Origin of the sequence: Actinoplanes couchii (genome assembly GCF_016862075.1) — a bacterium.
Taxonomy (GTDB): domain Bacteria; phylum Actinomycetota; class Actinomycetes; order Mycobacteriales; family Micromonosporaceae; genus Actinoplanes; species Actinoplanes couchii.
Genome location: NZ_BOMG01000105.1, coordinates 18677 through 42981, shown reverse-complemented (window position 1 = coordinate 42981; position 24305 = coordinate 18677). Strand labels below are relative to the sequence as shown.

At 69.2% G+C, this 24305-nt stretch carries 22 protein-coding genes and 1 pseudogene; 15 read left to right on the top strand and 8 right to left on the bottom strand.

Annotated elements, in window-relative coordinates:
• Positions 1–132 precede the first annotated feature (132 nt).
• Positions 133–1404 (top strand): helix-turn-helix domain-containing protein, encoded by a 1272-nt coding sequence (locus tag Aco03nite_RS42850; protein ID WP_203807043.1) that lies wholly within the window; start codon positions 133–135, stop codon positions 1402–1404.
• 462 nt (positions 1405–1866) lie between these two features.
• Entirely contained in the window at positions 1867–2667 is an 801-nt protein-coding gene (locus Aco03nite_RS42845; protein WP_203807169.1) for an SAM-dependent methyltransferase, read from the top strand.
• Between the two features lie 702 nt (positions 2668–3369).
• Here the strand turns inward: Aco03nite_RS42845 and Aco03nite_RS42840 are convergent.
• On the bottom strand, positions 3370–3966 hold the full coding sequence (locus Aco03nite_RS42840; protein WP_203807041.1) for a hypothetical protein: 597 nt from the start codon (positions 3964–3966) through the stop codon (positions 3370–3372).
• A gap of 306 nt (positions 3967–4272) precedes the next feature.
• On the opposite strand from Aco03nite_RS42840, the gene Aco03nite_RS55130 reads away from it, so the two are divergent.
• Both Aco03nite_RS55130 and Aco03nite_RS42835 read left to right on the top strand, forming a co-directional pair.
• A complete protein-coding gene (locus tag Aco03nite_RS55130; protein WP_486303519.1) occupies positions 4273–4386 on the top strand; it encodes a UBA domain-containing protein in 114 nt (37 codons plus the stop codon).
• On the top strand, positions 4383–7070 hold the full coding sequence (locus Aco03nite_RS42835) for a helix-turn-helix transcriptional regulator (RefSeq protein ID WP_203807039.1): 2688 nt from the start codon (positions 4383–4385) through the stop codon (positions 7068–7070). Before Aco03nite_RS55130 ends, Aco03nite_RS42835 begins: the two co-directional genes overlap by 4 nt.
• A gap of 5 nt (positions 7071–7075) precedes the next feature.
• Here the strand turns inward: Aco03nite_RS42835 and Aco03nite_RS42830 are convergent, their stop codons facing one another.
• The 5 genes and pseudogenes from Aco03nite_RS42830 to Aco03nite_RS42810 all read right to left on the bottom strand — a co-directional run bounded on the left by Aco03nite_RS42830 (position 7076) and on the right by Aco03nite_RS42810 (position 12025).
• Positions 7076–8074 (bottom strand): amidohydrolase family protein, encoded by a 999-nt coding sequence (locus Aco03nite_RS42830; protein ID WP_203807037.1) that lies wholly within the window; start codon positions 8072–8074, stop codon positions 7076–7078.
• Between the two features lie 14 nt (positions 8075–8088).
• Positions 8089–8636 (bottom strand): annotated as a pseudogene (locus tag Aco03nite_RS42825) (NADPH-dependent FMN reductase).
• Entirely contained in the window at positions 8633–9772 is a 1140-nt protein-coding gene (locus Aco03nite_RS42820) for an LLM class flavin-dependent oxidoreductase (RefSeq protein ID WP_203807035.1), read from the bottom strand. The pseudogene Aco03nite_RS42825 and the gene Aco03nite_RS42820 overlap by 4 nt, the downstream one beginning before the upstream one ends.
• A 31-nt stretch (positions 9773–9803) precedes the next feature.
• A complete protein-coding gene (locus tag Aco03nite_RS42815) occupies positions 9804–11087 on the bottom strand; it encodes an MFS transporter (protein ID WP_203807033.1) in 1284 nt (427 codons plus the stop codon).
• Entirely contained in the window at positions 11084–12025 is a 942-nt protein-coding gene (locus tag Aco03nite_RS42810; RefSeq protein ID WP_203807031.1) for an amidohydrolase family protein, read from the bottom strand. Before Aco03nite_RS42810 ends, Aco03nite_RS42815 begins: the two co-directional genes overlap by 4 nt.
• A gap of 98 nt (positions 12026–12123) precedes the next feature.
• Between Aco03nite_RS42810 and Aco03nite_RS42805 the strand changes: the two genes are divergently transcribed.
• The 5 genes from Aco03nite_RS42805 to Aco03nite_RS42785 all read left to right on the top strand — a co-directional run bounded on the left by Aco03nite_RS42805 (position 12124) and on the right by Aco03nite_RS42785 (position 16433).
• Complete coding sequence (locus Aco03nite_RS42805) at positions 12124–12732, top strand: TetR/AcrR family transcriptional regulator (protein WP_203807029.1); 609 nt, start codon at positions 12124–12126, stop codon at positions 12730–12732.
• Positions 12733–12994: 262 nt separating this feature from the next.
• Positions 12995–13417, top strand: coding sequence for a MarR family winged helix-turn-helix transcriptional regulator (locus Aco03nite_RS42800; protein WP_203807027.1), 423 nt, complete (start codon positions 12995–12997; stop codon positions 13415–13417).
• Positions 13418–13522: 105 nt separating this feature from the next.
• Positions 13523–14431: an alcohol dehydrogenase catalytic domain-containing protein gene (locus Aco03nite_RS42795; protein ID WP_203807025.1), complete on the top strand. Its 909-nt coding sequence runs from the start codon at positions 13523–13525 to the stop codon at positions 14429–14431.
• A 115-nt stretch (positions 14432–14546) separates the two neighbouring features.
• Entirely contained in the window at positions 14547–16037 is a 1491-nt protein-coding gene (locus tag Aco03nite_RS42790; protein WP_203807024.1) for an IMP dehydrogenase, read from the top strand.
• A 234-nt stretch (positions 16038–16271) separates the two neighbouring features.
• Positions 16272–16433, top strand: a complete 162-nt coding sequence (locus Aco03nite_RS42785) for a hypothetical protein (protein ID WP_203807022.1) — start codon at positions 16272–16274, stop codon at positions 16431–16433.
• A gap of 223 nt (positions 16434–16656) precedes the next feature.
• Here the strand turns inward: Aco03nite_RS42785 and Aco03nite_RS42780 are convergent, their stop codons facing one another.
• A complete protein-coding gene (locus Aco03nite_RS42780) occupies positions 16657–17445 on the bottom strand; it encodes a sulfite exporter TauE/SafE family protein (protein WP_203807020.1) in 789 nt (262 codons plus the stop codon).
• Positions 17446–17549: 104 nt separating this feature from the next.
• Complete coding sequence (locus tag Aco03nite_RS42775) at positions 17550–18101, bottom strand: hypothetical protein (RefSeq protein ID WP_203807018.1); 552 nt, start codon at positions 18099–18101, stop codon at positions 17550–17552.
• 469 nt (positions 18102–18570) lie between these two features.
• On the opposite strand from Aco03nite_RS42775, the gene Aco03nite_RS42770 reads away from it, so the two are divergent.
• The 6 genes from Aco03nite_RS42770 to Aco03nite_RS42745 all read left to right on the top strand — a co-directional run bounded on the left by Aco03nite_RS42770 (position 18571) and on the right by Aco03nite_RS42745 (position 24053).
• Positions 18571–20001 (top strand): NsdA family TPR-like regulatory protein, encoded by a 1431-nt coding sequence (locus tag Aco03nite_RS42770; RefSeq protein WP_203807016.1) that lies wholly within the window; start codon positions 18571–18573, stop codon positions 19999–20001.
• A 103-nt stretch (positions 20002–20104) separates the two neighbouring features.
• A complete protein-coding gene (locus Aco03nite_RS42765; protein ID WP_203807014.1) occupies positions 20105–21118 on the top strand; it encodes a glycosyltransferase family 4 protein in 1014 nt (337 codons plus the stop codon).
• On the top strand, positions 21115–21693 hold the full coding sequence (locus tag Aco03nite_RS42760) for a GNAT family N-acetyltransferase (RefSeq protein WP_203807012.1): 579 nt from the start codon (positions 21115–21117) through the stop codon (positions 21691–21693). The genes Aco03nite_RS42765 and Aco03nite_RS42760 overlap by 4 nt, the downstream gene beginning before the upstream one ends.
• Positions 21690–22352, top strand: coding sequence for a polysaccharide deacetylase family protein (locus Aco03nite_RS42755; RefSeq protein ID WP_203807010.1), 663 nt, complete (start codon positions 21690–21692; stop codon positions 22350–22352). Before Aco03nite_RS42760 ends, Aco03nite_RS42755 begins: the two co-directional genes overlap by 4 nt.
• A complete protein-coding gene (locus Aco03nite_RS42750) occupies positions 22349–23578 on the top strand; it encodes an MFS transporter (protein ID WP_203807008.1) in 1230 nt (409 codons plus the stop codon). Before Aco03nite_RS42755 ends, Aco03nite_RS42750 begins: the two co-directional genes overlap by 4 nt.
• Positions 23499–24053: a GNAT family N-acetyltransferase gene (locus Aco03nite_RS42745; protein ID WP_203807006.1), complete on the top strand. Its 555-nt coding sequence runs from the start codon at positions 23499–23501 to the stop codon at positions 24051–24053. Before Aco03nite_RS42750 ends, Aco03nite_RS42745 begins: the two co-directional genes overlap by 80 nt.
• The last annotated feature ends 252 nt before the right edge of the window (positions 24054–24305 follow it).

Below are 24305 nucleotides of genomic sequence, written 5' to 3'. Positions count from 1 at the left end.
CAGCCCTGCAGAGCATCACCAACTACATCGAGTCATGGTGATGTCGTGCCGAGTCGGGTGACGTACCGTCGAACCGGCGGACGTTGTCAAAGCCGGCCGCCGCGCCCTGCCCTCTACCGGGGAGCCACCGAGATGAACCAGAACCAGGAGCCCTCCGCCACCCTCGGGGATCGCATTGGCCGTCTCCGGCGGCCCAGAGGCCTGACGCAGGAGCAGTTGGCCGAGGCCAGCGGCGTGAGCGTTGAGCTCATCCGAAAGCTGGAACGCAACGAGCGTGAGACCGCCCGCATGGAAACCCAGAACAAGCTGGCGCGGGCACTAGGTGTTCCCACCAGCGCTCTGATCGGTGACAGTGCCAACGCGACCGTGCACCGCGAGGCGGGTGACGACGGTGAGATCGGCTTGATCGAGCTTCGCCGCGTCCTGACGCCCGCTCGTGGCCTCGGCGGATTGGTGATCGGCGACGATCTCGAGGGTTCGATCACTGTGGACGGCGTTACCCGTTCGGTCCGATACACCGACGAGCTCTATCACCACGATCAGTACGCCGATGTCCTACGGGCTCTGCCGCAACTGGTGACTGATGCTCGGCAGCTCATCCGGGACGTCGAGGGCGACGACCAGGCGACTGCGTATGGTCTGCTGTCCGCGGCATACCGGACGGCTGGCAAGACCTTGCTTCAACTGCGTCGACTCGACTTGGCCCACATAGCATTGTCGGCAAGCCTGGATGCCGCAGAACGGTCCTCCGACCCGAATCGTGTAGGTGCGATGGCGGTCCGCAGCATGCTCTGGCTGCTCACCCGCCAGGCAAGATTCTCCGATGCGGAGCGGCTCGCCTTGGTTACCGCTGACACCATCGAGCCCAAGTTCAGCCGGGCGACACCGATCCAACTGGCGAACTGGGGATGGCTGCTCCTGTATAGCTCGGCCGCAGCAGCTCGGGACGCCCGGCCGGACGACGCCCGAGCGCAACTCGATGCTGCGGAGGCCGGCGCAGTCCGGCTCAGTCAGCTGATGCCGGTGCAGTGGGATGACGTCGAGATGGGCGGATTCAGCCTGGCGAAGGTGGGCTACATGCGCACGGAGGCGGCGGTTATGGCGGGTGAACCGGGCAAGGCGCTGGAAATTGCGGCTGGAATCGAACCGAGTACCGCGCCGACTCCGTCTTGCCGCAACCGACACCAACTCGATCTGGCGTCGGCCAATCTGCAACTGGGCACCAGCGCAGGTCATGCCGCTGCGAATGATGTCCTGCTGGGGTTGGGCCGGAAAGCGCCGACATGGCTACGGAACCAACGACTGGCTGGTGATTTGGTCGGTCAACTCGCAGCGACAAGACGGCGTGCGATGGGCGAGGATCTCGCCCGGTTGACGGCATTGGTAGGCGTTGATCAACAGTAACTGGTACATCCTGGGTTAGTTACCGACGATCTTCGGTGCAACTAACCCAAGACGTACCTTCATCTGCCGTAGCTATTCGGACACGATCGGGTCGGCTACGGCGGGCTACCTCACATCAGGAACGGCCGCCGTCGCCGCCGACACGGCGGGCCGTCGTTGCACTGAAATGCCTGCTCAGCCACTACCCAGGGGTTGGCCCGCCGCTTGTCGTCCGTGAAGGCGAGATGTGGGAGGTCCAATGGGTGGATTCGGCAGGGTCATGCGGCGGCTGACCAGGTACGAGGGTCGGGTTGCTGCGGCCCATCGATGGCGTGATGAGGAGAGAGCAGCACAGTCAGTTCAGTATGGCGAGTACGAGGCGGCGGTCGCCCGGATCGTAGGTCAGGGCACTGCCGAGCCTGACCCTGCTGGACTACGGCGTCTGGCATGACTGCATTCAGCGCAGCCGAGTCTGCTGTTGCGATGCAGGCGAGCGGTCCGCCGACTTTCAACGCCAACGTTCCACATTTCGCCCGGGTTTATGACTACTGGAGCGGCGGTAAGGACAACTTCGCCGTTGACCGGGAGTTGGGCGAGGTCATGCTCAAGGCAGTTCCCGGTCTGGGGTCGATGGCCGCCGAGAACCGCAGGTTCGTTCACCGATCGACCCGTGATCTGGTCGTGCACGAGGGTATCCGTCAATTCATCGACTTCGGCTGTGGGCTCCCCTTCGCGCCGAATCTGCACGAAGTCGCCCAGCACCACGTCCCGGAAACCCGGGTCGTCTATGTGGACAATGATCCCCTCGTACTGGCTCACGCCCGTGCCCTCCTGCACAGCCATCCCGCTGGCCGTATCGAGGTTGTCGGCGCTGATCTGCGGGATCCTGCCGCGATCTTGTCCCACCCGGTGCTGCTGGCCACTGTCGATCGGGGCCGGCCGGTAGGTCTCACGGTGATCGGCACGCTCATGCTGCTCGCAGATGACGACAATCCGTGGTCTCTCGTCGAACAGCTGCGCAACGCGGTGCCGTCCGGCAGCTGCTTGGTGGTCAGCCACCTCACCGTCGACTTCCAGCCAGCCGAGGTCAGCGCCGCGGTCACGGCTGCCGGTGATGCCGGTATGACCTTGGTCGCCCGTACGCGGGAGGAGGTGCGCCGATTCTTCGGTAGCTGGGAGCTGCTCGGGCCAGGGCTGGTTCCGGTGTCGGTATGGCGCCCGGACCTCCCGACAGCGAACCCGGTGGAGGCCTCCTGGTGGGCCGGTGTCGCGCGTAAACCGTGAAACGACCGGTCCCCCTGCCGTCAGTGAACTAGTTCGTCGAAGATTGGTGGTCACCCGCGATGTCCGAAAGTCCGATGCGCCTGATGGGAACCGGAGAGATCGCCCTCTGCTTCGGCGGTATCAGCCGCCAACGCGTCTCTCAGCTGACCAGACGGGCTACCTTCCCGGCCCCGATCGCGTGCCTGAACCAGGGAAAAGTCTGGCACGCCGAGGAGGTGGAAGCCTGGGCGAGCGTCTACCGCCGTCATCAGGAAGGCAGCGTCCCGGCGCCCACTGCACAGAGAGGAACACCACCGTGACTTCCGAGGAGCCCGCCCGGTGCGGACGTGCATGACGCCCCCGGGTTCCCGGACGCCGGCAAGGACTTCTCGCTCTGGCACTCCCCCGCGATGCGACCCGCGTCCACCGGCCCTCCACCTGCGGGATGTGGACACAGGGCGCAGTCTTTCCCGCGTCGATCTGCATGCTTGAACAGCGGCGGTCCGCGAGAGATCTCTCGCGGACCGCCGCACTGATCTTCTTGGCGCCCGATTGTTCGAACCAAACCGGGCCGATGGCCGGTCGGCCAGGTCGACGCGGGTCCGTGGGCGCTGCCTGTCTGTCGGTTGACGTTCGTGGCGGCTCTGCTCGGTGGCCCGTACGTCATCGGGCTCGGCGACTTCGGTGGCCGCCCGCCAGCCGGTTCGGCCGGCCATCGGGAGGTCAGCTCGGCCGGTTTGAGGCTTCGCTGGGACCGCTCGGGGTGGTGTCGACGCGAGGTGCGCGACGGTTGCGGATGCCGAACGCGATCGCGGCGATTACTCCGGATGCCGCGGCCAATCCGGCGAACAGCACGATCGTACCGACCGCGAACAGGCCACTGTCGTCGTTGCGGGCCGCATCGGCGGTCCAGACGATGGTGAACCCGACGGTCAGAGCTGCCGCCGCCAGCACCTCGCGCGTCCCGGCCCACAGGGCACCCACCAGCAGGAGAATCAGTGATGCACCGCAGCCGACGATCTGCCATACCTGGTAAGGGCCGGTGTACTCGCCGCTGGTCGGATTGAGCTGACGCTCGGTGTCCCAGCCCAGCCATGCGTACCAGATCAGGGCGGACAGCACCATGATCGTCACGGCGGCACCTGTCTGGAACAGCAAGCCGCGTCTGTTTGAACTCGCCCCTGACTCTCGGAGGCCGCTGTCAACAGTGGTGCTGCGGTGGTCGGCGGGAGTATTCATTGTCGTCGTTCTCTCAATTCTGGTGTGTGACTGCGCCTTGTTCTCGGACATGACGCTACGGACGGCGAACAGCCGGAACATCCACCCTCGGTGCCCTTCGGGCGTGGTACCGCGGTACCACTGCAGACGGAAGATGCCCCGGCCCGGTTGCCGGGCGCGGCTCATGTCGTCGTGGGCCGGCGGCCGTACTGCAGGACGTGGTTGACAAGGGCGGCGATCGGCCCCGGCACCGGACCCAAGGACACCGAAGGCATCCACGCCGAACTGAAACGACTGGTCAAGCGAGGAGTCCTGACCGAAATCGGCGCCGCGCGTGTCGTGTCGAACGTGACATCTCGCCGGGGACGATGCCGGGGCCCTGTGCCGTTTTGGCATCATTGGTGACCGATGGAACAGCGATTGATCTCTCCGGGCGCGGTGCGTCTCCAGGCCATGGGGCCGTTGCGGGTGTGGCACGGCAACGTCGAGGTCGAGGCCGGCCGCGGCGGTGACACCCGGTGAATGAGCAACCGCAGGTTCCGATCGCGGGCGACATCGTCGGGCGGGCCGCTCCGGCCCGCATCATCGAGGCGTTGCTCGACGATGCGATCACCGGGCAGGGTGCGGCTCTGGTGCTGCGCGGCGAGGCCGGGATCGGCAAGTCGGTGCTTCTCGACCGGGCGATCGAGAAAGCGCGCGGCCGGGACATGCGGGTGCTGCGGGTCACCGGGGTCCAGGCGGAGGGGCAGATTCCGTACGCCGGCCTGGATCACCTGCTGCGGCCGCTGCGCCCGGTCGTTGCGGCCGCAAGTTCGCCGTACCGCAGGGCGGTCGACGTTCTTGATCTGTTGAGCAACCGCGACGAGCCGGTACTGCTGGCGATCGAGGACGCCCACTGGCTGGACGACGCGACGTGGGAGACGCTTGCCCTGCTGTGCCGGCGGATCGAGTCGGACCGGGTCGCGGTGGTGATGGCCGTCCGTGACGGCGAGGACATCGACCGGCGGCTGGCCATCGCGGCGTTGCGGGAGCTGCGACTCGAGCCACTCTCCGCGGATGATGCCGGCGCGCTGCTCGACCGGACGGCGCCGAACCTGCTGGCAGCCCTGCGGGCCCGCGTGCTGGACGAGGCAGCCGGGAACCCGCTCGGCCTGGTGGAGCTCGGATCGGCGGCCGCGCGGTCCGGGTCCTCCGCGCTGCTCCCGTCGTCGCTGCCACTGAGCACCCGGGTGGAGCAGACCTTCGGCGGGCTGGTCGCGGACCTGCCGCCACTCACTCGGGACCTGCTGCTGATCGCGGCTCTGAACGACGGGGCCAACCTGGACGAGACCCTAGCGGCGGCACGTGTCATGACCGGCGCCGAGGTGCCGACCGAGGCGATCCAGCCCGCTGTCACCGCCCGTCTGGTGAGCGTCGACGAGCAGTACGACCTGAGGTTCCGGCATCCGCTGCTGCGGTCGGCGCTGCGCCAGCAGGCCCCGCCCGGCCGGCGCCGCCAGGTCCACACGGCCCTGGCCGAGACGCTGGCCGGCAGCCCTCAGCGGGAAGTCTGGCACCGGGCCTCTGCTGCCTCCGGCCCGGACGAGACACTGGCCCACGAACTCACCAAGGCCGCTCACCGGGCAGCCGACGGCCAGGCTGTCTCGATGGCGCTGGCCGCTGTCGACCGGGCGGTGCAGCTGAGCCAGGATCCGGCCGAGCGGGCCCGGCGTCAGCTGTGGGCGCTGCACCTGACGCACGAACAGGGAGACATCGCCGGCATCCGGCAGCGCATGGGCGACATCGACGAGATCGCTCTGCGTCCGGCCGAGCGGGCCCGGCTGGCCTGGATCCGTGACTCCTACGCCAGCGGCGCCTGGACCGGTCCGGAACGCACCCTGGGGTACGCCGACCTGGTCGAGTCCATGCTCCGGGCCGGCGACCCGGAGTTGGCGACACAGTCGATGATGGATATCGCCCTGCGGGTCTGGTTCTCCAACGTGCCGCCGTCCATCCGTGACCGTTTCGTCGATGTCACGCTGCGGCTACCGGCCGACGATCCGCGCCGGATCGGCATCCTGACACTGGTCGCGCCGGTGGAGTTCGGCGGCGCCGGGCTGGACGAGATGCGGCGGCTCGTGGACCGGACCGACCTGCCACCGACGTGGCGCAACGAGCTGGCGAACTCGGCCCGGGCGATCGGCGCGTTCGACCTGGCTGCCACGTTCGCCATGTCGGCCGCGACCGAGCTCCGCGCGCAGGGCCGGATCGGGACTCTGTCCCAGGCGCTGGTCGCGGCCGCGGCGGCGTACGCCGGAATGGGGGATGCCCGGACCGCTCTGCCGTTGGCCCTGGAATGCATTGCCCTCGCCGAGGAGGTCGGGCAGCCGATGTGGGCGGTCGGCGCCGAGCTGATGGCAGCCCTGGCCGACGCGCTGCGCGGTGACACGGTGTCGGCCCGGCGGCGCGCCGACGTCGCTGAGCGGGTGTTCTCCGCGGCCCGCAGATTCCCGATGCTCTCCGGTGTGCAGCGTGCCCGGGGCGTCGCGGCGCTCGCCGAGGGCCACTCCGAGGATGCGTTCCGGCAGCTGATGAGGGCGTTCGACCCACAGGACCCGGCATATCACGGGCATCAGCGGGCGCTGCTGCTCGGTCATTTGGCCGAGGCGGCGGTGCTCGGTGGTTTCCTGGACGAACTGGCCCCGGTGGTGGCGGAACTGGAGCCGATCGCCGTGCAGAGCCGGTCACCCGCGCTGCGTGTCGGGCTCGGATTCGCGCGGGCCGTGCTGACCGGCGACTATGCGGCGGCGCTGGCCGACGACCTGACCGCCTGGCCGTTCGACCGGGCGCGTCTGCAGCTGTTCCACGGGGCATCGCTGCGCCGCTCGTACCATGCGGCCGAGAGCCGGCCGCTGCTGCGGGCGGCCGCCGACACCTTCGACTCGCTCGGCGCCACCCCGTGGGCCGACCGGGCCCGGGCCGAACTACGCGCCACCGGGGAGACCCGGCGCCGGCCGGCGGACGCGATCGACCAGCTCACCCCACAGCAACAGCAGATCGCCCGGCTGGCAGCCGACGGCCTGAGCAACCGGGAGATCGGCGAGCGGCTCTTCCTGTCGCCCCGGACGGTCAGCACCCACCTGTACCGCATCTACCCGAAGCTGAACGTCCGGTCCCGGGCCGAGCTGGCTCGAATCCTCGGCTCGTCCGCCCCGGGGCCCGGCTGAGGCGATCAGATCGGCGACGGTCCGGGTAGCCGCAGGACTTCGGCCGCCCGTACGTCCAGAATCTGATGTTTCTCCGCCTCCGACAGGTAGGGCGAGTCGCTGATGTAGTCGACGGCCGCGGTCAGCGAGGCGAAGATCGCGTCGCTGCCCAGCAGCAGCCGGTCGGTGCCGAAGCTGTTCTGCACCAGGAACATCACCTCCGGGACGTCCTGGAACGCGGTGTCGTACCAGAAGTTCCTGAGCAGGCTCATCGGGTCGGCACGGTCGATGGGCAGGTCGTCGATCCAGGCGAAGTAGCCACGGCCCACCGCGGCGGTGGCGCTCTGGGTGATGCCGCGCCGCAGGTTGACCTCGTGGCGTTTCCAGAGCAGTGGCAGGGTGCCACCGCACATCGCGAAGATGAATCGCAGCTGCGGATAGCGGGTGGAGATCCCGGAGAACGCGATCCGTACCGCGGCCGCGGCGATCTGGGTCGGGCTGCCGTACGCGGTGTGCAGGCCCCAGTCGGCCAGTCCCGGGTGGCAGGCGCTGTGACTGCCGACCGGATGGACGTAGACGGCCGCGTTCCGTTCGGCGAGGGCGGCCCAGAACGGCTCGAACGCCGGGTCGTCGATGGGACGGCCGTCGAACGAGCAGGGCAGCGCGATCCCGGCCAGGCGCAGGTCGTCGAGTGCGCGGGCCGCCTCGGTCACGGCTTCGCCGACCCAGGGCAGCGGAACGCTGGCGAACGCCGTGAACCGGCCCCGGTAGCGCTCGGTGACCGAGGCGTACACATCGTTGATGTGCCGGCAGGCGTCGGCGTCACCGTCCGGGTAGCCGACATAGGTGTCGAGCCCGATGGCGGAGAGGATCTGGACGTCGACCTGGTTGGTGTCCATCTCGGCGAGGCGTTCGTCGAGGTCGTCGCGCTGCCGTCCGGCACGGGCCAGATCGGTGCGTCCGAGGTCGACGAGCCGGTCGAGGTAGGAGGCGGCCCAGTAGTGGGCGTGCACGTCGATACGCATGGGGAACTCCCGGGTCAGATCGGGGCGCGGTGATGGGTGGCGAACGCGAGCACCTGGCCGGTCAGTTCGGACAGGCGGTCGCTGATGTCGGTGCCTTTCGCGCTGGTGTTGATCGCGACGCCGAGTGGGGTGGGCCAGCCGCGCAGGGCGTGGACCACGGAGCGCATCGCGGTCAGGGTGGTGCCGCAGGCCTGCCAGCCGGCTGCGGTGACGATGCACCCGACGGCCCGGTCTGCAGGTAGGGAACGGTGTCGTCGCGTAGGTCCTCGAGCAGGTCGAGGGCGTTCTTGACCAGTGCGGAGATCCCGCCGTGGTAGCCGGGGCTGGCGATGATCAGCCCGTCGGCGCGGCGGACCGTGTCGACCAGTTCCCGCTGTTCGGGTGTCCTGGCCGGGTCCTCGGGGGCGAAGTGCGGCAGGCCGGCCAGGAACATGCCACCGAAGTGCACGGTGCCGGCGCCCTGCTGACCGGCCGTGCGCAGCGCGGCGGCGACGGCGAGGTCGCTGCTGGATCCGGGCCGGGTGGTGCCGCCGATCCCGACGATGAGCGGACGGCCGGTCACCGCTGGTACTCCGGGCGGATCTGGGCGGCGGTGGGTCCGGGGATCAGCGACGCGCCGGCCTTGGGCATCACCTCGGTGGCGAACAGTTCCAGGGAGCGCCGGTAGATGTCCGGGTCGGCGGTCGAACCGAACGCGAACCGCAGGTGCATGTGCGGCAGACCGGCGTCACCGTAGGCGCCGACCTGCTCCGCGACGGTTTCCGGGCTGCCGACGACGAACATCCGGTGCAGGTACGCCGACAGGCTCTCCGGGCGTCCCATCGCCGGGGCGAGCGGCCCGGCCGGCAGCCGCCACACCTCGCGCAGTGGCAGGCCCTGTTCCTCGGCGGTCGGCCGGATCCACGGCGGCAGGGTCAGGGCGCCGCCGAGCGCCGCTTCGAGGTGGTCCCACGCCTGCGTGTCGGTGTCGGCGACCATGACGATCTTCGTGTGCAGCAGCCAGGACATCGCGTGGTCGATCGGGGTGCCGCTCTCGGCGAGCGCGGCGCGGTAGACGCCGGCCAACTGCGCGGCCGTCTCCAGGTGGAACGGTCCCAGGTGCACCAGGCGGCCACGGCGGCCCGCCTCGGCGATCTTGTCCGCGGTGTTGGTACCGATCGCGAACAGCGGACGGCCCGCCCGGTAGGAGTACGGCATGATCCGCTGCCCGCGTTCGCCCATCGAGCCGGATTCCCGGCCGGTGTCGAACGTGAGGATCTCACCGGGCCGGTGTGCCCAGGCACGTTCCACCACGTCGAGCTTGGCGTCGAACAGGGCGGCCCGCTCCGCCGGGTTCAGTGTCGCGACGTGGAAGGTGGCGCCCTCGAACGGCCGGCCGGCGGAGATCCCGACGATGCTGCGGCCTTTGGTGAGCTGGTCGAGCAGGTTGACCCGTTGCACGAACAGCAACGGGTGGTGCAGGACCAACGGCACGACACTCAGGCCGACGTACGCGTTGCGCAGTTGCCCGGCGAAGTAGGCGGACATGCCGAGGCCGTCGCCGTACGGCTCGTAGTTGTTGAAGTGCTGTTCGCCGGAGTAGACCGCGGTGAAACCGTGGGCGTCGGCGTAGTGGGCCTGCTCGATGCCGAGGTCGATGGCGGCGGTGTCGTCCTGCCATCCGCCGACGCTCTGGCCGAGGAAGAGCGAGAAATGCATCAGGATCCTTCTTTCGTACGGGTGGAGAAGGTCAGCGGACGCCACGGATCGGCAGGATCGTGGCCGCGGCGACGATCGCGAAGAGCACACCGGCCAGGTACAGGGCGGTGTAGTTCTGCCCGGCCAGCCCGGTCGCCGACAGCACCGGAACGGTCAGGAACGCCGGTGCGACGGCGGGTGCCACGGACTGCGGGATCAGGTTCGCCATCCCGATCACCCCGAGGTCCTTGCCCGCGTCCCGGTCCTTGTCCGGCAGCACGTCGAGCACCAGTGCCGTGTCGACGGCGAAGTAGGCGCCCTGGCCGAGGCCGACCAGCGCCATCGCGACCAGGAACAGCCCGGTCGACGACGCGGACGGCGGCGCCAGTGCCAGGATCGTCAGGCCGCCGGTGGCGATCAGCGCGGCCACGATCACGAACACCTTGCGGCGGCGTACCCGGTCGGACATCGGCCCGAGCGTGATGCTGGCGATCACCACCATCACGGTCTGCACGGCGGTGGCCGCCGGTATCAGGGCGGTGGCGTCGGCCTCGGTCAGGCCCAGATGGGAGGTCAGGTAGAACACCTGGTAGTTGAGCACCAGCGAGATCGCCATGAAGATCGCGAACCGGCTGATCCACGCCCACCCGAAGTCGGGGAACCGGCGTGGGCTCACCCAGAAGCTGCGCGCGAACGCGGCCGGGTCGAACGGTGGCCGGTCGGCCCGGTCCAGGCGCCGGTCCCGCAGGACGCCAGCGGCGACGGTGACCAGCACCAGCGCCACCACACACGGCACCACCAGGGCAGCCGCCAGCGACACCTGCGACAGCCCGGCGACCAGGCCGACTCCGGCCATCGCGGCGAGCGCCTGGGTGAGGCCGGTGACCCCGGACATCACGCCGCGGCGTTCCGGGGCGACCTGGTCGGGAATCAGGGTCAGCAGCACCGACATGGTGGCGTTGAGGCCGATCTGGTTGAGTGACCAGCCGGCCGTCACCCCCGCCAGGCTGTCCGACACCGCGATGATCACCGCCCCGGCGGCCGAGAGCAGCGCGCCGATGAGCAGCCACGGCCGGCGCATCCCGGCCCGCCAGGTCGTCCGGTCGGAGATCCGCCCGACGATCGGGTTGGCGAGGATCCCGAACACCGCGCCGACACCGAGCACGATCGACAGGCTGGAGCCCTGACTCTGCGCGTCCGGGTCGACGGCCGAGATCTTCAAGGGCAGCGAGACGATCATCGGTGGCAGCATCGCCATCCACAGACCGAAACTGGCCAGCGCGTACGTCACCAGAAAGGTCCGCGGAATGCGGGGCGGTGGCACCACGGCGTTCATCCGCCCATGGCGCTGGACGCCATGACCTGAGCACCGCGCGCCAGAACGCCGGCCACCTCGGCGGGCGACAGGTGGTCGCGCATCGCGGCGAGGGTGCGGGTGGCGCTGCCCCACGGGGCGTCGGAGCCGAGGACGAGGCGGTCGACGACACCGGCCTGCCGTGCGGCGAGCGTGAGGACCGCGTCGATGGCCGAGGTGTCGTACCAGACCCGGTCACGCAGCAACGCCAGAATCGTGTCCGGGTCGTGCGACTCGGCGTGCCGCCGGCCCCGCTCCAGGCTGTCGGCCAGTTTGGACCGGGACACCAGCAGCGATCCGCCCATGCCGCAGACGACCCAGCGCACGTTCGGGAACCGGGCGAGGGTGCCTTTGAGTGCCAGCCGCGCCACGGCGACGGCCTGCTCGGCCGGGGAGCCGAAGACCGGGCCCAGCAGGAACGGGTACTCCTCGACGCCGACCAGGCCGGTGTTGGCCACGCCCGGGTGCAGATACGCGATCGCGCCGCGGGCGTCCAGTTCTGCCCAGAGCGGGTCGAACCGCGGATCGTCCAGGGGCAGCCCGGCCGCGGAGCAGCCCAGGCCGATCCCGTCGAAGCCGAGTTCGTCCAGGCAGCGCACCGCCTCGGCGGCGGCCTCGTCCGGGTGAGGCAGAGGGACGGCGCCGAACGCCCGCAACCGGCCGGCACTGGCAGCGGCCGTCTCGGCGTACAGATCGTTGGCGAATCCCGCCCCGGCGACCGCGGCGGCACGGTCCGGCCAGTACGGCTGCACCGCTCCGAGACCGAGGACCTGCACGTCGACACCGGCCGTGTCGAGGTCGGCGATCCGGCGGGACTGGTCGTCGGAGTGCCGCAGTGGGAAACGGGCACCGGACAGCTCGGTGAACCGGTCACCGAGCCGGGCCGGGAGATGGTGGGCATGAAGATCTACGACGGTCATGGTGGCTTGACCTCGCCTTCCTTCAGGAGAGAAACTGGATCGTACGGGTCCAGTACAGTTCGTCAAGGCCCAGTCCAATCCACCCCGGGAGCACCGAAATGGCCGGCAACACCATCCGCACACCGCAGCAGGACCGCAGCCGGGAGAAACTGGAACGCATCTACGCGGTCGCCTTCGAACTGCTCGTCGAGGGCGGGTGGGACGCGGTCACCGTCGGCGAGGTCGAACGCCGGTCCAAGGTCAGCCGCAGCACGTTCTACCTGCGCTTCCCCACCAGGGAGGCGCTCACCGACTACGTCCGGCAACGCCTGCTGCAGGAGGTCGCCACCGCCCAGGACGCCGCTTTCGAACAGGCCCGCGCCACCCCGCCCACAAGCCTCGCCGAGGCGGTCCACGCGGCGACCGAAGCCCTCGCCGGCATCTGCCGGGTCTACGGACCGGCGCTGGGCCGACTGGATTTCGGCGACGACCCCGGCGTCAGCGCCGAAGCGATGGACACCCTCAGCAACCAGTTCCAGGCCGTCATCGACCCGGTCCTACCCCCCGGAACCAGCCGGGAGCAGATCGAATTCACCATCGAACTCGTCTTCAACGCCCTCGTCGGCCGGATGCGCCACCAACAACCGTTCCCGTCCCACACCCGACAGCCCTGGGACCACTTCCTGAACCGCCTGTGCGCGGCAGCAGTCCGTTACCTGGAGTCCTGACCAGCCCGGCTCGTCGCAGGAGCTGAGTGCATGCCCGCATCCCCCGCGGCCGCGGTGAAGGCGATGACCCGGATGTCAGACCCCGGGACGGTCAGGACGTCACCATCGACCACGATCTCGCCCGCCAGCGGATGCGCGATCGTCTTACGGTCGTGGCGGCCGCCGCCGGGAACACGCTGATCTCCCCGCCTGCTCCCCTCCTCCTCGTCTGTAGGCGCAAATCCTGGAGGAACTACATGAATTACCCAGGTAATCTGGGTTCATGACGGACGATGAAATCGCGGCGTCGCTGCTGTCTCAGGTGACGGCCATCGCCGGTCAGATCACCGGCAGGATGCAGGAGGGCCTGGAGCGGCTGGACCTCACCGGGCCGACGGCGAACCTGCTGTGGGTGCTGGATCCCGAGGGCGAACCACAGTCGTTACGGAAACTCGCCACCCTGCTGCACTGCGACCCCTCCAACATCACCCAGCTCAGCGCCCAACTGGAGGAGCGCGGACTCGCCGAGCGGCGCCCGCATCCCCGCGACGGACGCGTGCGGACACTGGTGCTGACCGCCGAGGGCCGGCAGATCCGCCAGCGCCTGCTCGTCACCGTGGCCAGGCGCTCGCCTTTCGCGGACCACTCCGACAACGAACGACGGCTGCTGCAGACCCTGCTGGCCAAGGCACTGGAGGGCCCGTAATGCTTGAAAAACTCATGTATATTTTCAGGCATGAAGAGTGACGCACGCTCAAGACACGTACGGCTGACCGCACCCGGGGGCCCGGAAGTGCTCCGGGTGGAGCCCATGACGGTTCCCGAGCCCGGCCCGGGTCAGATCCTCATCAAAGTCGAAGCCGCGGGAGTGGCCTTCAACGACATCTCCACCCGTGAAGGGCTCAACCCCGGAACCCTGCCGGACGTGCTGGGCTTCGACGTCGTCGGCCACATCGAGAAGGTGGGGTCCGGTGTCGAGGACGTCACCGTCGGCCAGCGGGTCGGGGCACTCGTCGGCACCGGCGGATACGCGACCTACGTCCTGGCGGCGTCACACCGGGCCGCTCCGCTGCCCGATGACCATCCCGCCGAGGAACTCGACGCGCTCGTCCTCAACTACCTCACCGCCTGGCAGATGTTCCATCGCACCGCCAAACCGGCTCCGGGGCAGGCGGTGCTGGTGATCGGCGCGGCCGGTGGTGTCGGATCCGCGCTGTGCCAGATCGCCCGCGCGGCAGGGGCCGAGGTCTACGGCACCTCCAGCCGAGCCCGGCGAGCCCGGGTCGAGGCCAACGGCGCCACCTGGGTGCCGGACGCGGCAGCCGTGCCGGTGCTCGTCGCGGCCACCTTCGACCCGATCGGCGGGCCGTCGCTGGCACGTTCGCGACGCGCCACGCAACGGTCGGGCGTGGTCGTGTCGTACGGCTTCAGTTTCGCCGTCGGCGCCGGATACTCCAAGGCCGGAGCGTTGACGCGCACCATCGGCGCCCTCGTACGGGCAAAGCTCTCGCCCGGCGCCCGGGTGGCGATGCACGTCGTGGAACGCGCCGTCGACCGGGACACCGCCGGTTTCCGCGCCGACATGACCGCGCTGGTCGAGCAACTCCGGGCCGGCGCCCTCAAACCCGAGGTCACCACCCTGCCGCTCGACCGGGCCGCCGAGGCCCACCGCCGCCTCGAGAACCGCGAAGTCGACGGCAAACTCGTCCTCATCCCGTGACCACGCCGGGCGATATGCGGGATTCCTGCCCGGTCGGTGGTGGCTGGTAATGTCGCCCGATCACCACGTCGGCCACCACCGGCCACCGGCATATCTACCGTCTAGGAGTGCAGCAGTGCGGATCCTGCCCGAGACCTCCCGCACCTTCGGTGAGTACCTTCTCCTGCCGAATCTCACCGACGAAACCTGCACACCGGACCAGGTCGACCTGTCCGCTCCCCTGGTCCGCCACCCGGTCGGGCAGCAGTCCCCGATCCGGATCGCCACCCCGATGGTCAGCGCGATCATGGGCGCGGTGTCCTCACCCCGGCTGGCGATCGCGCTCGCCCAGGTCGGCGGCCTGTCCTTCCTGCACCAGAACCAGCCGATCGACGAGCAGGCCGCCATGGTGGCGACCGTCAAGCGCCACAAGGCCGGTTTCCGGCACAACGACGTCAACATCAAACCGTCGGCGACGCTGCACGAGGCCGATCTGCTGATCAACGAGAGCCGCCAGGACGTCATCGTGGTCACCGACGACGGCACCCCGTCCGGGCGTTTCCTCGGCCTGATCACCAGCCGCGACTACAACTTCCACCGCCACCAGCCGAACGACAGCGTCCAGTCGCGGATGCTGCCGCTCGCCGACCTCGTCACCGCACCGCGGGGCACGTCGCTGGAACAGGCCAACTCCCTGCTCTGGGACTCCCGCCAGGACGTGCTGCCCGTCCTGGACACCACCGGGCAGCTGACCGCCCTGGTCCAACGCCGCGACTACGAACTGCACGAACAGTTCCGCACCGAATCGGTCGACGACGACAAACGGTTCCGGGTCGGCGCCGGCATCAACACCCGCGACTACCAGGACCGCATCCCCGCACTGGTCGAAGCCGGCGCCGACGTGCTCTGCCTGGACTCCTCCGACGGCTTCTCGGTATGGCAGCAACGCGCCGTCACCTTCGTCCGCGAACGGTACGGCGACACCGTCCGTATCGGCGCCGGCAACGTCGTCGACGCCCGCGGCTTCCGCTACCTCGCCGACGCCGGCGCCGACTTCGTCAAGGTCGGCATCGGCGGCGGATCCATCTGCATCACCCGCGACCAGAAAGGCATCGGCCGCGGCCAGGCCACGGCTCTCGCCGAGATCGTCCCGGCCCGCGACGCCTACGCGGAGAAGACCGACATGTACGTTCCGGTGTGTTCCGACGGCGGCATCATCCACGACTCACACATGGCCGTCGCCCTCGCGTTCGGCGCGGACTTCCTGATGCTCGGCCGCTACTTCGCCCGGTTCGACGAGAGCCCGTCCCCGAAGGTCCGCGGAGCCGGCGGCCAGATCCTCAAGGAGTACTGGGGAGAGGGCAGCGCCCGCGCACGCAACGCCGCCCGCTACGGCCAGGGCGACATGGTCTTCGAGGAGGGCGTCGACGGCTACGTCAACTACTCCGGAGCCCTCGCCGACAGCGTCAAGGTGACCCTGACCAAGCTCCGCTCCACGATGATCAGCTGCGGTTCGACAAGCCTGCGCCAGTTCCACGAGACAGCGGTCCTGGAGGCGGTCTCCCAGCAGACCTTCGTACAGAACTCCGAAGAGGTCGACCGCAACGACCGCCCCACCGTCGTCTGACCGGCGGGCCTTCGACCTACATCGTGCCGGGGCCGGTCATCCGCCAGGACGCATGAACGGCCTCATACAAGGGCACGCCGAGGCGATCGCGTCCACGGTGGGAACAGAGCTGAAGAACCCGTCGGTGTACGCGAGCGGCTGCCGGGGCCGGCTCGGGGAGTACTCCGACTCGATCTTCAGCGTCCCGGCCCAGGGCGCGACCCGTCTGAACACGCTGGCCAAGGTCCGGGCCGATTGCAAACCAAGGGCTACACCATCACCGACGATCGGGAGACCGGCCGGGACGCCGGGGTCCTGGCAGCCAAGACTTCGGACGGGTTCGCGCTGGATCTGGAATCGACAAGTGGCCAGGGCTTCGCGGTAATCATTCATTCGGCCTGTTTCGAGCGCCCTTGACCGCCGCCCCGGCGATCGGCTGACCGCCGGAGAACGCATCTGATTTCCGGCAGGTCAGGCGGCAGGGGCCAGGCCACGCAGCTGTTGCTCCCAGCGGCGGGTGATCGGTGAGGTGAACCGATCAGCGGCGCGCATTCCGGAATCGTGCCTGACTCTGATCGGGGGTTACCGGCCGTTTCCCTGAGCGTGCCATCGGGGCCCACGCTGTAGCGAGGTCCTGCTGTCAATGCTGGGGTTGGAGACCTTGGAACAGGTAGACCGCCGCGAGGGTGGTAGCGAGGGCTCCGAGGAGCAGTCGCAGCGCTCGTTCGGGCAGGTGGGGCTGGAGCCGTGCGCCGAGGTAGCCGCCGACGAGTCCGCCGGCTCCGCAGAGCAGTCCGAGGGTCCAGTGCGGGGCGATGTCGCCGGTGGTGGTCAGGGCCAGAATGCCGTAGGTGCCGGCTCCGGCCAGAGAGGTCACGAAGGTGGCGGCGAGGGCTGCGGGCGCGATCTGGGTCATCGGTGTGCCGCGTCCGGCGAGGATGGGGCCGAGGATGGATCCGCCGCCGATGCCGTAGATGCCGCCGACGGCGCCGGTGATGACGCTGAGGCCCAGGATGGTGCGCCGTGCCAGTGGCGGCCGGTCGGCGATCCCAGGGCGTAGAGCACGTCGGAGAAGCCAGAGGCCGAGCGGGAGCAGTACGGCGGCCGCTACGAGGCGGAACACGTGCGGGCCGGGGATGGCGAAGACCCGGATGATCGCGCCGAGGATGACGCCGGGGACGGTGCCGACGATCAGAAGGCGGGCGAGTGGGCTGGTGAGCTGGCCGTTGCGGCGGTAGCGGGCCAGGGCGCCGGGTCCGGCGACGATGTTGTAGAGCATGTTGGTGGGGGTGACGGCCGGGTTCGGGACGTGCAGGATGCTGAGCTGGACCGGGAGCAGGAACACGGCCCCGGAGACCCGGACGGGCGAGGTGACGACGGAGATCAACAGACCGGCGAGGAAGCCGGTGAGCCCGGTCTGCCAGGTCATCGGTCACCGACGGATGTCGCATTGATCATGGCCGCGACGGTAGCGAGCAAATGTTGCGTGGCCCGCGGCCCCCACGGGATGGGATCCGAAGTCACGCACATTGATCATGGCGGGGATGCTCGGCCCGGATCCCGAGAAGACGCCCAGCCGGTCCGAAATTCACGCTCCGAGCCGGTCCTGGGCGCGGACACCAGATGGTCAGGGTCAAAGACGCAGACCTTGCCGTGTGTACGCCCGGCAAAATCGTTCAGTGCCCTATTGGCCGGGTGCAGCAGGTCGTTCAGTGCCGACCACCGCATCAACGGCGTCGTGCCGGTGTCCAACCTGATCCACACCGCCGCCGCCTCGTCATGGCGCGAACACCAGCCCATCAGCCGCAGACACAGGATCTGCGCCGTGACAGCCCCCGCCCGGCCGCTGTCACCGATCGCGAGCAGCGCCATGACCGCGTCGTCGCAGCGGCCTTGACGGTGCAGACACCACGCCCAGAACAGCCGAGCCCGATCAGCTCGCACCCACTCCCGCCGCGACTCCGCGCCGAGCATCACGTTCTCCCACAAGGCAGCGGCCTCACAGGCGTCGTCAGCCTGCGGGTCGACCTCGTCCAGCTCGATACCCATCACAAGAGCCGGGCCCACCGCATCCTGAATAGTCATCACTGACCTGCCAGAAGGCCGCGAACACCGACACGGACCGCACCGACCAACTCGGGACACGTCGCACCTGGACACCGAACCGGCAACCGCAGCGTGCGAGAGAAGACCACCACCGCGTTCTCCCGCCGCCAGCACGGCCCGTACGAGTCACAGGCCAGGCACCGTCCTGTCGCGCTCGACGTCACATGCTCGTCAAGGACCGCCTGAGCATCCCTCAACAGCTCCCCTGCCGTACCCGCGTAATACGTGGTTCCCGTCATCGCACCTCCCCTATCAGGCCCATTCCTGTGCTTCCTCCTTGAGCCTGGCCCAGCAGGACACCCTGGAGCGGCGTCGAGTTCGGTGTTCTTGGTGCGTACCGATCAGCTGGTGGTGCGGTTGGTGCGGATCGCCACGGGACAGCGCAGGAAGCGCTACCGTCCGCTCTGGACATGCCGAATCAGAACGGTCGACCGGAGAGGGACAGCTTGTGGCCGAGGAGAGTCCACCACCGGCGAACGGTCGCCTCAGCGAGCTGCTCCACCGAGCAGGATGGCGACCCGAAACCCTGGCCCGGCGGCTCAACACGGTGCTGGCGAGCAACGGCTCGGACCGGCGCATCCACGACAAGACCCCGTACCGCTGGATCCGCGGCGAAGTGCCTCACGGCGAGGTCCCCGACCTGGTGGTTCAGATACTGGCCGGAACCCAGGGCACCGAACTCACCTACGAGCAGGTGTGGAACCGGGCCCGGACCCGTGGCCCCGCACCGCTACGCGCCGATCACGGATGCGGCCTACCCTGGGACTCAGCCGGTCTACTCAGTCTCCTGGGGGAACCTGTGCCCACTCGCCGCATCGTCCTCGCGGTGACCGGTGCCGCGATCACCGGACCGGCCTGGGCCTGCCTCGACCACCCGGCCCCCACCCTCGCATCAGCCGCCGACGCCGCCGGACGTGTCACTCCACCCCTGCTGACCATGATCAACGGCATCGTCACGCACGCACAACAGCTCGACGACCAGCAAGGCGGCGCCGCCCGCGCCTTCGTGGCCGACCAGTACAGCTCCCTCGCCCGGCTCATGAAGCGAGCCTCCTACGACGCCGCAACCGGCCGCCGACTCGCTGCCGCCCTGGCACAGCTCGCCCAGACCAACGGCTTCATGGCGTTCGACGCCGCCGAGGACGGACACGCCCAACGCTGGTATCTACTCGCTCTCCGCGCCGCTCACGCCGCCGGCGACCGGGCACTGGCCGCCAGCATCCTGGCCCTGATGTCCAACCAGGCCGCCGACCGCGGCCACCCCCTGGACGCGCTGCAACTTGCCAACGCGGCCCAACACGCCGCCCGCCACGCCCCGGGTGCCGTGCGCTCACTGATCGCGACCCGCAACACTCTCGCCTACGCCGCAGCCGGCGACCTCACCGGCTTCAACCACATGCACGACCAAGCCGCCACCATCCGCAACGAACCCACCGCCGAACCCGGGCCGTCGTGGGCCGGATACATCGATCACGTCGAACTCGACGCGATCACCGGACGGGGTCTGGTCGTACTCGCCGAACACCTGCCCCGGCAACAAACCAGACTCCTACGCCAGGCAGCCCACCTGCTCCACGCACGCGCCTACACGCCGCACGACGCCACACCGCAACGCTCAGCATTGCGACACGGCGCATGGCTCAGTCTCGCTCACCTCGCCGCCCTGCGACAGAACCAGCCGACAAGCACCACCGACGACCTCGACCACTCGATCACCGCCGCACGCTCCGCCATCACGCGTCTTCCGACCGTCAGTTCGGTCCGCAGTGTCAGGCTGCTGCATCGGGTCGCCACAGAGGTCACACCAGTCGCACGCCGTTCTCCAGCCGCGCGCGCCCTGCTGCACGACCTGCGCACAGCTCTCGCCCCGACAGCGTGATGCCCACTGATCGCACCCTACCGACGTCTCGCCCCGGTTGGCTGCTTTGTCCCGGTACATCAGGTGTAGCGCTGAGATGTCGGTATCAATATGATCCTCGGCGATGCGTATCGCCTATCTCCTCGATGGTTCGGACAACTCTCTCTACGACGGCAAGCATGCGATGGACGGCCGGTTTCACACGTACGGCCAGCAGACGTACATCCTGGATCTGATCACCGCTTTCTCCCGCCGTGGCCACTCGGTTCAGGTGACGGCCCGCGGCGCGGATCGGCTACCCGTACTGACAACCCTGCAGCGTCTTCCCGGTGTGACCGTCGGCGCTGGACCGGCGGGCGGCGTCGACCTGCTGCTCGTCGACGAGGCGCCCGACGAGATGGTTGCGGCGTTCGGTCCGGCGATTCCGGCGCTGAAGATCATCCATGATCCGAAGACCGTGGTCAGCGCCTATCTCACGGACCGGTGCAGCCACTTCGTCTGCATGACCGAGAACGCGGTTCGTACGCAACGCAAACGCGTGCCGTCCAGCAAGTGCGTGCTGGTTCCGCAAGGCGTGGACCTGACCCGTTTCCAGCCGGCCGACCGGTTCGGAGGCGTCCCGGACCGGCCCCGGGTGCTGATGTACTGCCGGCTGGATTCCGGGCGCGAACGGGTGCTCACCGCGTTGATCGAGAACCTGGACCGTTTGGCGACCGACGTCCGGGTGGTCGGCGACGGGCCCGGGTTCTGGGAGCTGGAGCGACGCTTCGGCGACGAGATCCTGCTGATGAACCACGTGCCGAACCGGTCGGTGCCGCGCCTGCTGCGGGACGCCGACGTGGTCGTCTCGCTCGGCCGTGGCGTGATGGAGGCGATGGCGAGCGGGTTGCCGGTGTTGTGCGCCGGGTACGGCTACGCCGGTCCGGTCACCGAGACGAACCTGCCGGAACTGATGGAACGCAACCTCACCGGGTACGGCCACAACCGGGATCCGGGGCTGGTCATGGCCGATGTGAAACAGGCGCTGGCCACGCCACCCGGGGTCATGCGGGCCCTGGCCGAGCAGCACTTCTGTGTGGACACGTCGGTGGACCGGCTGATCGCCGGTCGACGCACGACGGAAATGGGGAGGGTATGACGACGGCGGCCTTCATCGCCGAGATCCGGGACCGGCACTTCCCGGTCAAGAACGAGAGCTCCGGGCTGATCGGCGAGGCGTGCGACGACCCGGTCCGGTTCAACGAGGCCACCGCCGCGCTGTACCGGCGGGTCTTCAACCACGAGCCGGCGTACGCCGTCCCCGAACAACGGCGGGCCGCCGCCGGGCGCCTGCGCGAGGTCCACGAGGGCATCCACCACGAGCGGTTCCTGATCAGTGACGCCGACGGCGCGGTGGTGGGCTGGATGTGCGGTGAGATGGAGGACCGGTCCACCTTCTATCTGCGCAGCACCGGGTTCCTGCCCGAGCACCGGATCCGCGGCGCCGCCCGGTTCTACCCGCTGTTCCTCGACTACCTGCGCGAACTCGGTTATGAGCGGATCACGTCGCACCATCATCCGCACAACTCGCCGGCCATCATCATGCAGCTCAAGATGGGCTTCGTGATCGACGGGATGACCTTCGACGAGCGGTACGGCCCGATGGTGAAACTCGTCCTGCACATCCACGAGGACCGCAAGCAGGAGTATCTGCGCCGGTTCCGGCTCGCATGATCGTCACGCACGGTTCCCGGGCACGGCGTCGGGTGGCGCTCACCTTCGACGCGGACCTGACCTCCGCGATGCGGGCCCGGCTGGTCGCCGGCACCGTCGACTCGTACGCCGACATGCGTATCGTCGACCACCTGGTCGCCACCCGTACGCCGGCGACCTTCTTCTTCACCGGCCTGTGGATGGCGACCTATCCCGCCGAGACGAGGCGCATCGGCGACCACGACCTCTTCGAGCTGGCGACACACTCCGAGACGCACCGCGGCTTCCGGCCCCAGTGCTACACCCTCGGGCTGGCGCCGCCGGAGGAATGGCACGACGAGGTGGTCCGGCCGGTCGCGACGCTGGAAACGCTGACCGGCCGGGCCACCCGCTACTTCCGATTCCCGGGCGGCTGCCACACCGACGAGGCCCTGCGGGCGGTGCTCGATACCGGGGCCACCGTGGTGCACTGGGACGTGGAATCGGGCGACGCCTTCTGCGACTCGGCCGACCACATCGTCGACACCGTGGTCCCGGCGGTGCGGCCCGGCTCGATCGTGCTGTTCCACATCGGCGGCCCGAACGCGCCCCGGACCGCGGACGCCCTGCCCCGCATCCTCGCCGCGCTCGCCGAGCAGGACCTCACCCCGGTGACGGTGTCCGAACTCCTCGCCGGATGACGGCCCGCGCCCTGCCACTGCTGTTCACCAGCCGGGCCCTGTCCCAGACCGGCACCAGCCTGCAGGGGATCGCCCAGTCCCTGATCATCCTCGCGATCCCCGGCGGGGACCGGCTCGTCGGGCTGGTCGCCGTCCTGCCCACGGTCTCGGTGCTGCTGCTCGGCGGGGTGGGCGGCCGGCTCGCCGACCGGTTCTCGCCCCGCGCGGTGCTGCTCGGCACCCAGCCGGCGCTCGCGATGATCGCCCTCGGCATGGGCCTCGGCAAGCCCGGTGACGCCGGAATCCTGGCCGGGGTCGTGCTGCTCAACCTGGTCGCCGCACTCGGCACCGCCGCCTGGCAGGTCCTGATTTCGGGGGTGACAGGCGACGGGCGGATCCGGCCCGGCACCATCGTCAACACCGTCGCTCTGGACACCGGCCTGATCGCCGGCTCGCTGATCGCGGCGCCCACCATCACCACGCTCGGAACCGGCGGGGCGTTCGTCCTCAACGCGGTCTCCTACGCCGTACCGACAATTGTCCTTCTGCTCCTTCCCGATGCCCGCCGCACCGTGACCCCGCGAGCCTTCACCGCACGGCAGCTGCTGGCCGGCCTGATCCGGGACCGGGAAGTCGTCACCGTGACCGTCGCGGCCACCGCCGCCGCGCTGGTCGGCACCAGCCTGCCCACCCTGCTGCTGCTCCTGGTCCATCACGAGCGGGCCACCGACGTCGCCGTCTACGGCCTGTTCCTCGGCGCGATGTCGGCGGGATCGCTGATCGGCGGGATCCTGACGTGGCGGTGGCGTTCCTCGGTGCGAACCGTGCGGATCGAGGCGGCCGCGCTCGGCGTCCTCGTCCTGGCCGTCGCGGTCGCCTCCGGCACGATCGTGACCGCTGCCCTGCTGCTCCCGGTCGGTTTTCTCTTCCTCACCCTGCGGGCCGGGGTGACGACCTTCATCCAGCAGCGGGCGCCCGCCGGCGGGCAGGCCACCGCGGTGGCGCTGCTCTCGCTCGTTCTCGCCGGTGCGCAGATCGTGGGCACCACCGGCTTCACGTTCCTCGCGGCCGTTCTCGGCGTACGCCACACCATCGCGGTGGCCGGGGCGCTCCTGCTCCTGGCCGTCCTCGCCGTCCTCACTGTCGTCGCTGTCCTCGGGAGAAGACATGGAAATCGTGACCGCCCGGCTCCTGCTGCGCGAGTTCCGGCTGGACGACGAGGCGGAGGTCCACGCGTTCGCGGCTGATCCTCAAGTGACCCGGCACACGGCATGGGGACCCTTAACCCCATCAGAGACCGCGGCTGAGGTACGGGCGTCGGTAGCGGCCGCCTCGGTGCGACCCCGGATCCGGTACGGCCTGGCGGTGACCGACCGTGCCACCGGGGCCGTGGCCGGCTCGATCGAGCTGCGGGTGGTCAGTGACCGGCACCGCCGGGCGACCCTGGACTTCGCGTTCGGCCGCCCGGCCTGGGGTCGTGGATATGCCACCGAGGCCGCCCACGCTCTGGTCGGCTACGGTTTCGCCACCCTGGACCTCCGCAAGGTCACCGCGACGTGCAGCCCGGACAACCTCGGCTCCCACCGGGTGCTGACGAAGATCGGCATGCGCCAGGAGGGTTACCTGCACGACCACATCCTGGTCCGCGACACCTGGCAGGACCGGTTGCTGTTCGGCCTGGTGTCCCCTGATGCTGCAACGGCGCTCGATCAGGCCGGATAAATAGATGACCTCGTGCCCGCATGCACGGGCACGGGCGAACAGGCAGCGCGGTCACCGCCTCCGATCGTAATGCCCGATCTCCAGGGAGACGGCCCAGAAAGCCCTCTCCACCCACACCTCCAAAAGCCCGTCCGATACGGATTTCAGCGTTTCCGCGGCCGACCGAAACTGCCGAGACCATCTTGCCCCCATCGACCGGTCGATGTGACTTTTGCCAATCAGGTCGTGCCCAGAGCGGATCCACTCCAGACC

Bases quoted from the DNA above. Each gene is read 5' to 3' on its own strand.
- Aco03nite_RS42800 (WP_203807027.1), top strand. From the start codon at position 12,995: ATGACGGACGATGAAATCGCGGCGTCGCTGCTGTCTCAGGTGACGGCC.
- Aco03nite_RS55130 (WP_486303519.1), top strand. From the start codon at position 4,273: ATGGAACAGCGATTGATCTCTCCGGGCGCGGTGCGTCTCCAGGCCATG.
- Aco03nite_RS42845 (WP_203807169.1), top strand. From the start codon at position 1,867: ATGCAGGCGAGCGGTCCGCCGACTTTCAACGCCAACGTTCCACATTTC.
- Aco03nite_RS42820 (WP_203807035.1), bottom strand. From the start codon at position 9,772: ATGCATTTCTCGCTCTTCCTCGGCCAGAGCGTCGGCGGATGGCAGGAC.
- Aco03nite_RS42830 (WP_203807037.1), bottom strand. From the start codon at position 8,074: ATGCGTATCGACGTGCACGCCCACTACTGGGCCGCCTCCTACCTCGAC.
- Aco03nite_RS42805 (WP_203807029.1), top strand. From the start codon at position 12,124: ATGGCCGGCAACACCATCCGCACACCGCAGCAGGACCGCAGCCGGGAG.
- Aco03nite_RS42750 (WP_203807008.1), top strand. From the start codon at position 22,349: ATGACGGCCCGCGCCCTGCCACTGCTGTTCACCAGCCGGGCCCTGTCC.
- Aco03nite_RS42780 (WP_203807020.1), bottom strand. From the start codon at position 17,445: ATGACCTGGCAGACCGGGCTCACCGGCTTCCTCGCCGGTCTGTTGATC.
- Aco03nite_RS42775 (WP_203807018.1), bottom strand. From the start codon at position 18,101: ATGACTATTCAGGATGCGGTGGGCCCGGCTCTTGTGATGGGTATCGAG.
- Aco03nite_RS42810 (WP_203807031.1), bottom strand. From the start codon at position 12,025: ATGACCGTCGTAGATCTTCATGCCCACCATCTCCCGGCCCGGCTCGGT.
- Aco03nite_RS42745 (WP_203807006.1), top strand. From the start codon at position 23,499: ATGGAAATCGTGACCGCCCGGCTCCTGCTGCGCGAGTTCCGGCTGGAC.
- Aco03nite_RS42795 (WP_203807025.1), top strand. From the start codon at position 13,523: ATGACGGTTCCCGAGCCCGGCCCGGGTCAGATCCTCATCAAAGTCGAA.
- Aco03nite_RS42850 (WP_203807043.1), top strand. From the start codon at position 133: ATGAACCAGAACCAGGAGCCCTCCGCCACCCTCGGGGATCGCATTGGC.
- Aco03nite_RS42815 (WP_203807033.1), bottom strand. From the start codon at position 11,087: ATGAACGCCGTGGTGCCACCGCCCCGCATTCCGCGGACCTTTCTGGTG.
- Aco03nite_RS42755 (WP_203807010.1), top strand. From the start codon at position 21,690: ATGATCGTCACGCACGGTTCCCGGGCACGGCGTCGGGTGGCGCTCACC.
- Aco03nite_RS42760 (WP_203807012.1), top strand. From the start codon at position 21,115: ATGACGACGGCGGCCTTCATCGCCGAGATCCGGGACCGGCACTTCCCG.
- Aco03nite_RS42765 (WP_203807014.1), top strand. From the start codon at position 20,105: ATGCGTATCGCCTATCTCCTCGATGGTTCGGACAACTCTCTCTACGAC.
- Aco03nite_RS42840 (WP_203807041.1), bottom strand. From the start codon at position 3,966: ATGTTCCGGCTGTTCGCCGTCCGTAGCGTCATGTCCGAGAACAAGGCG.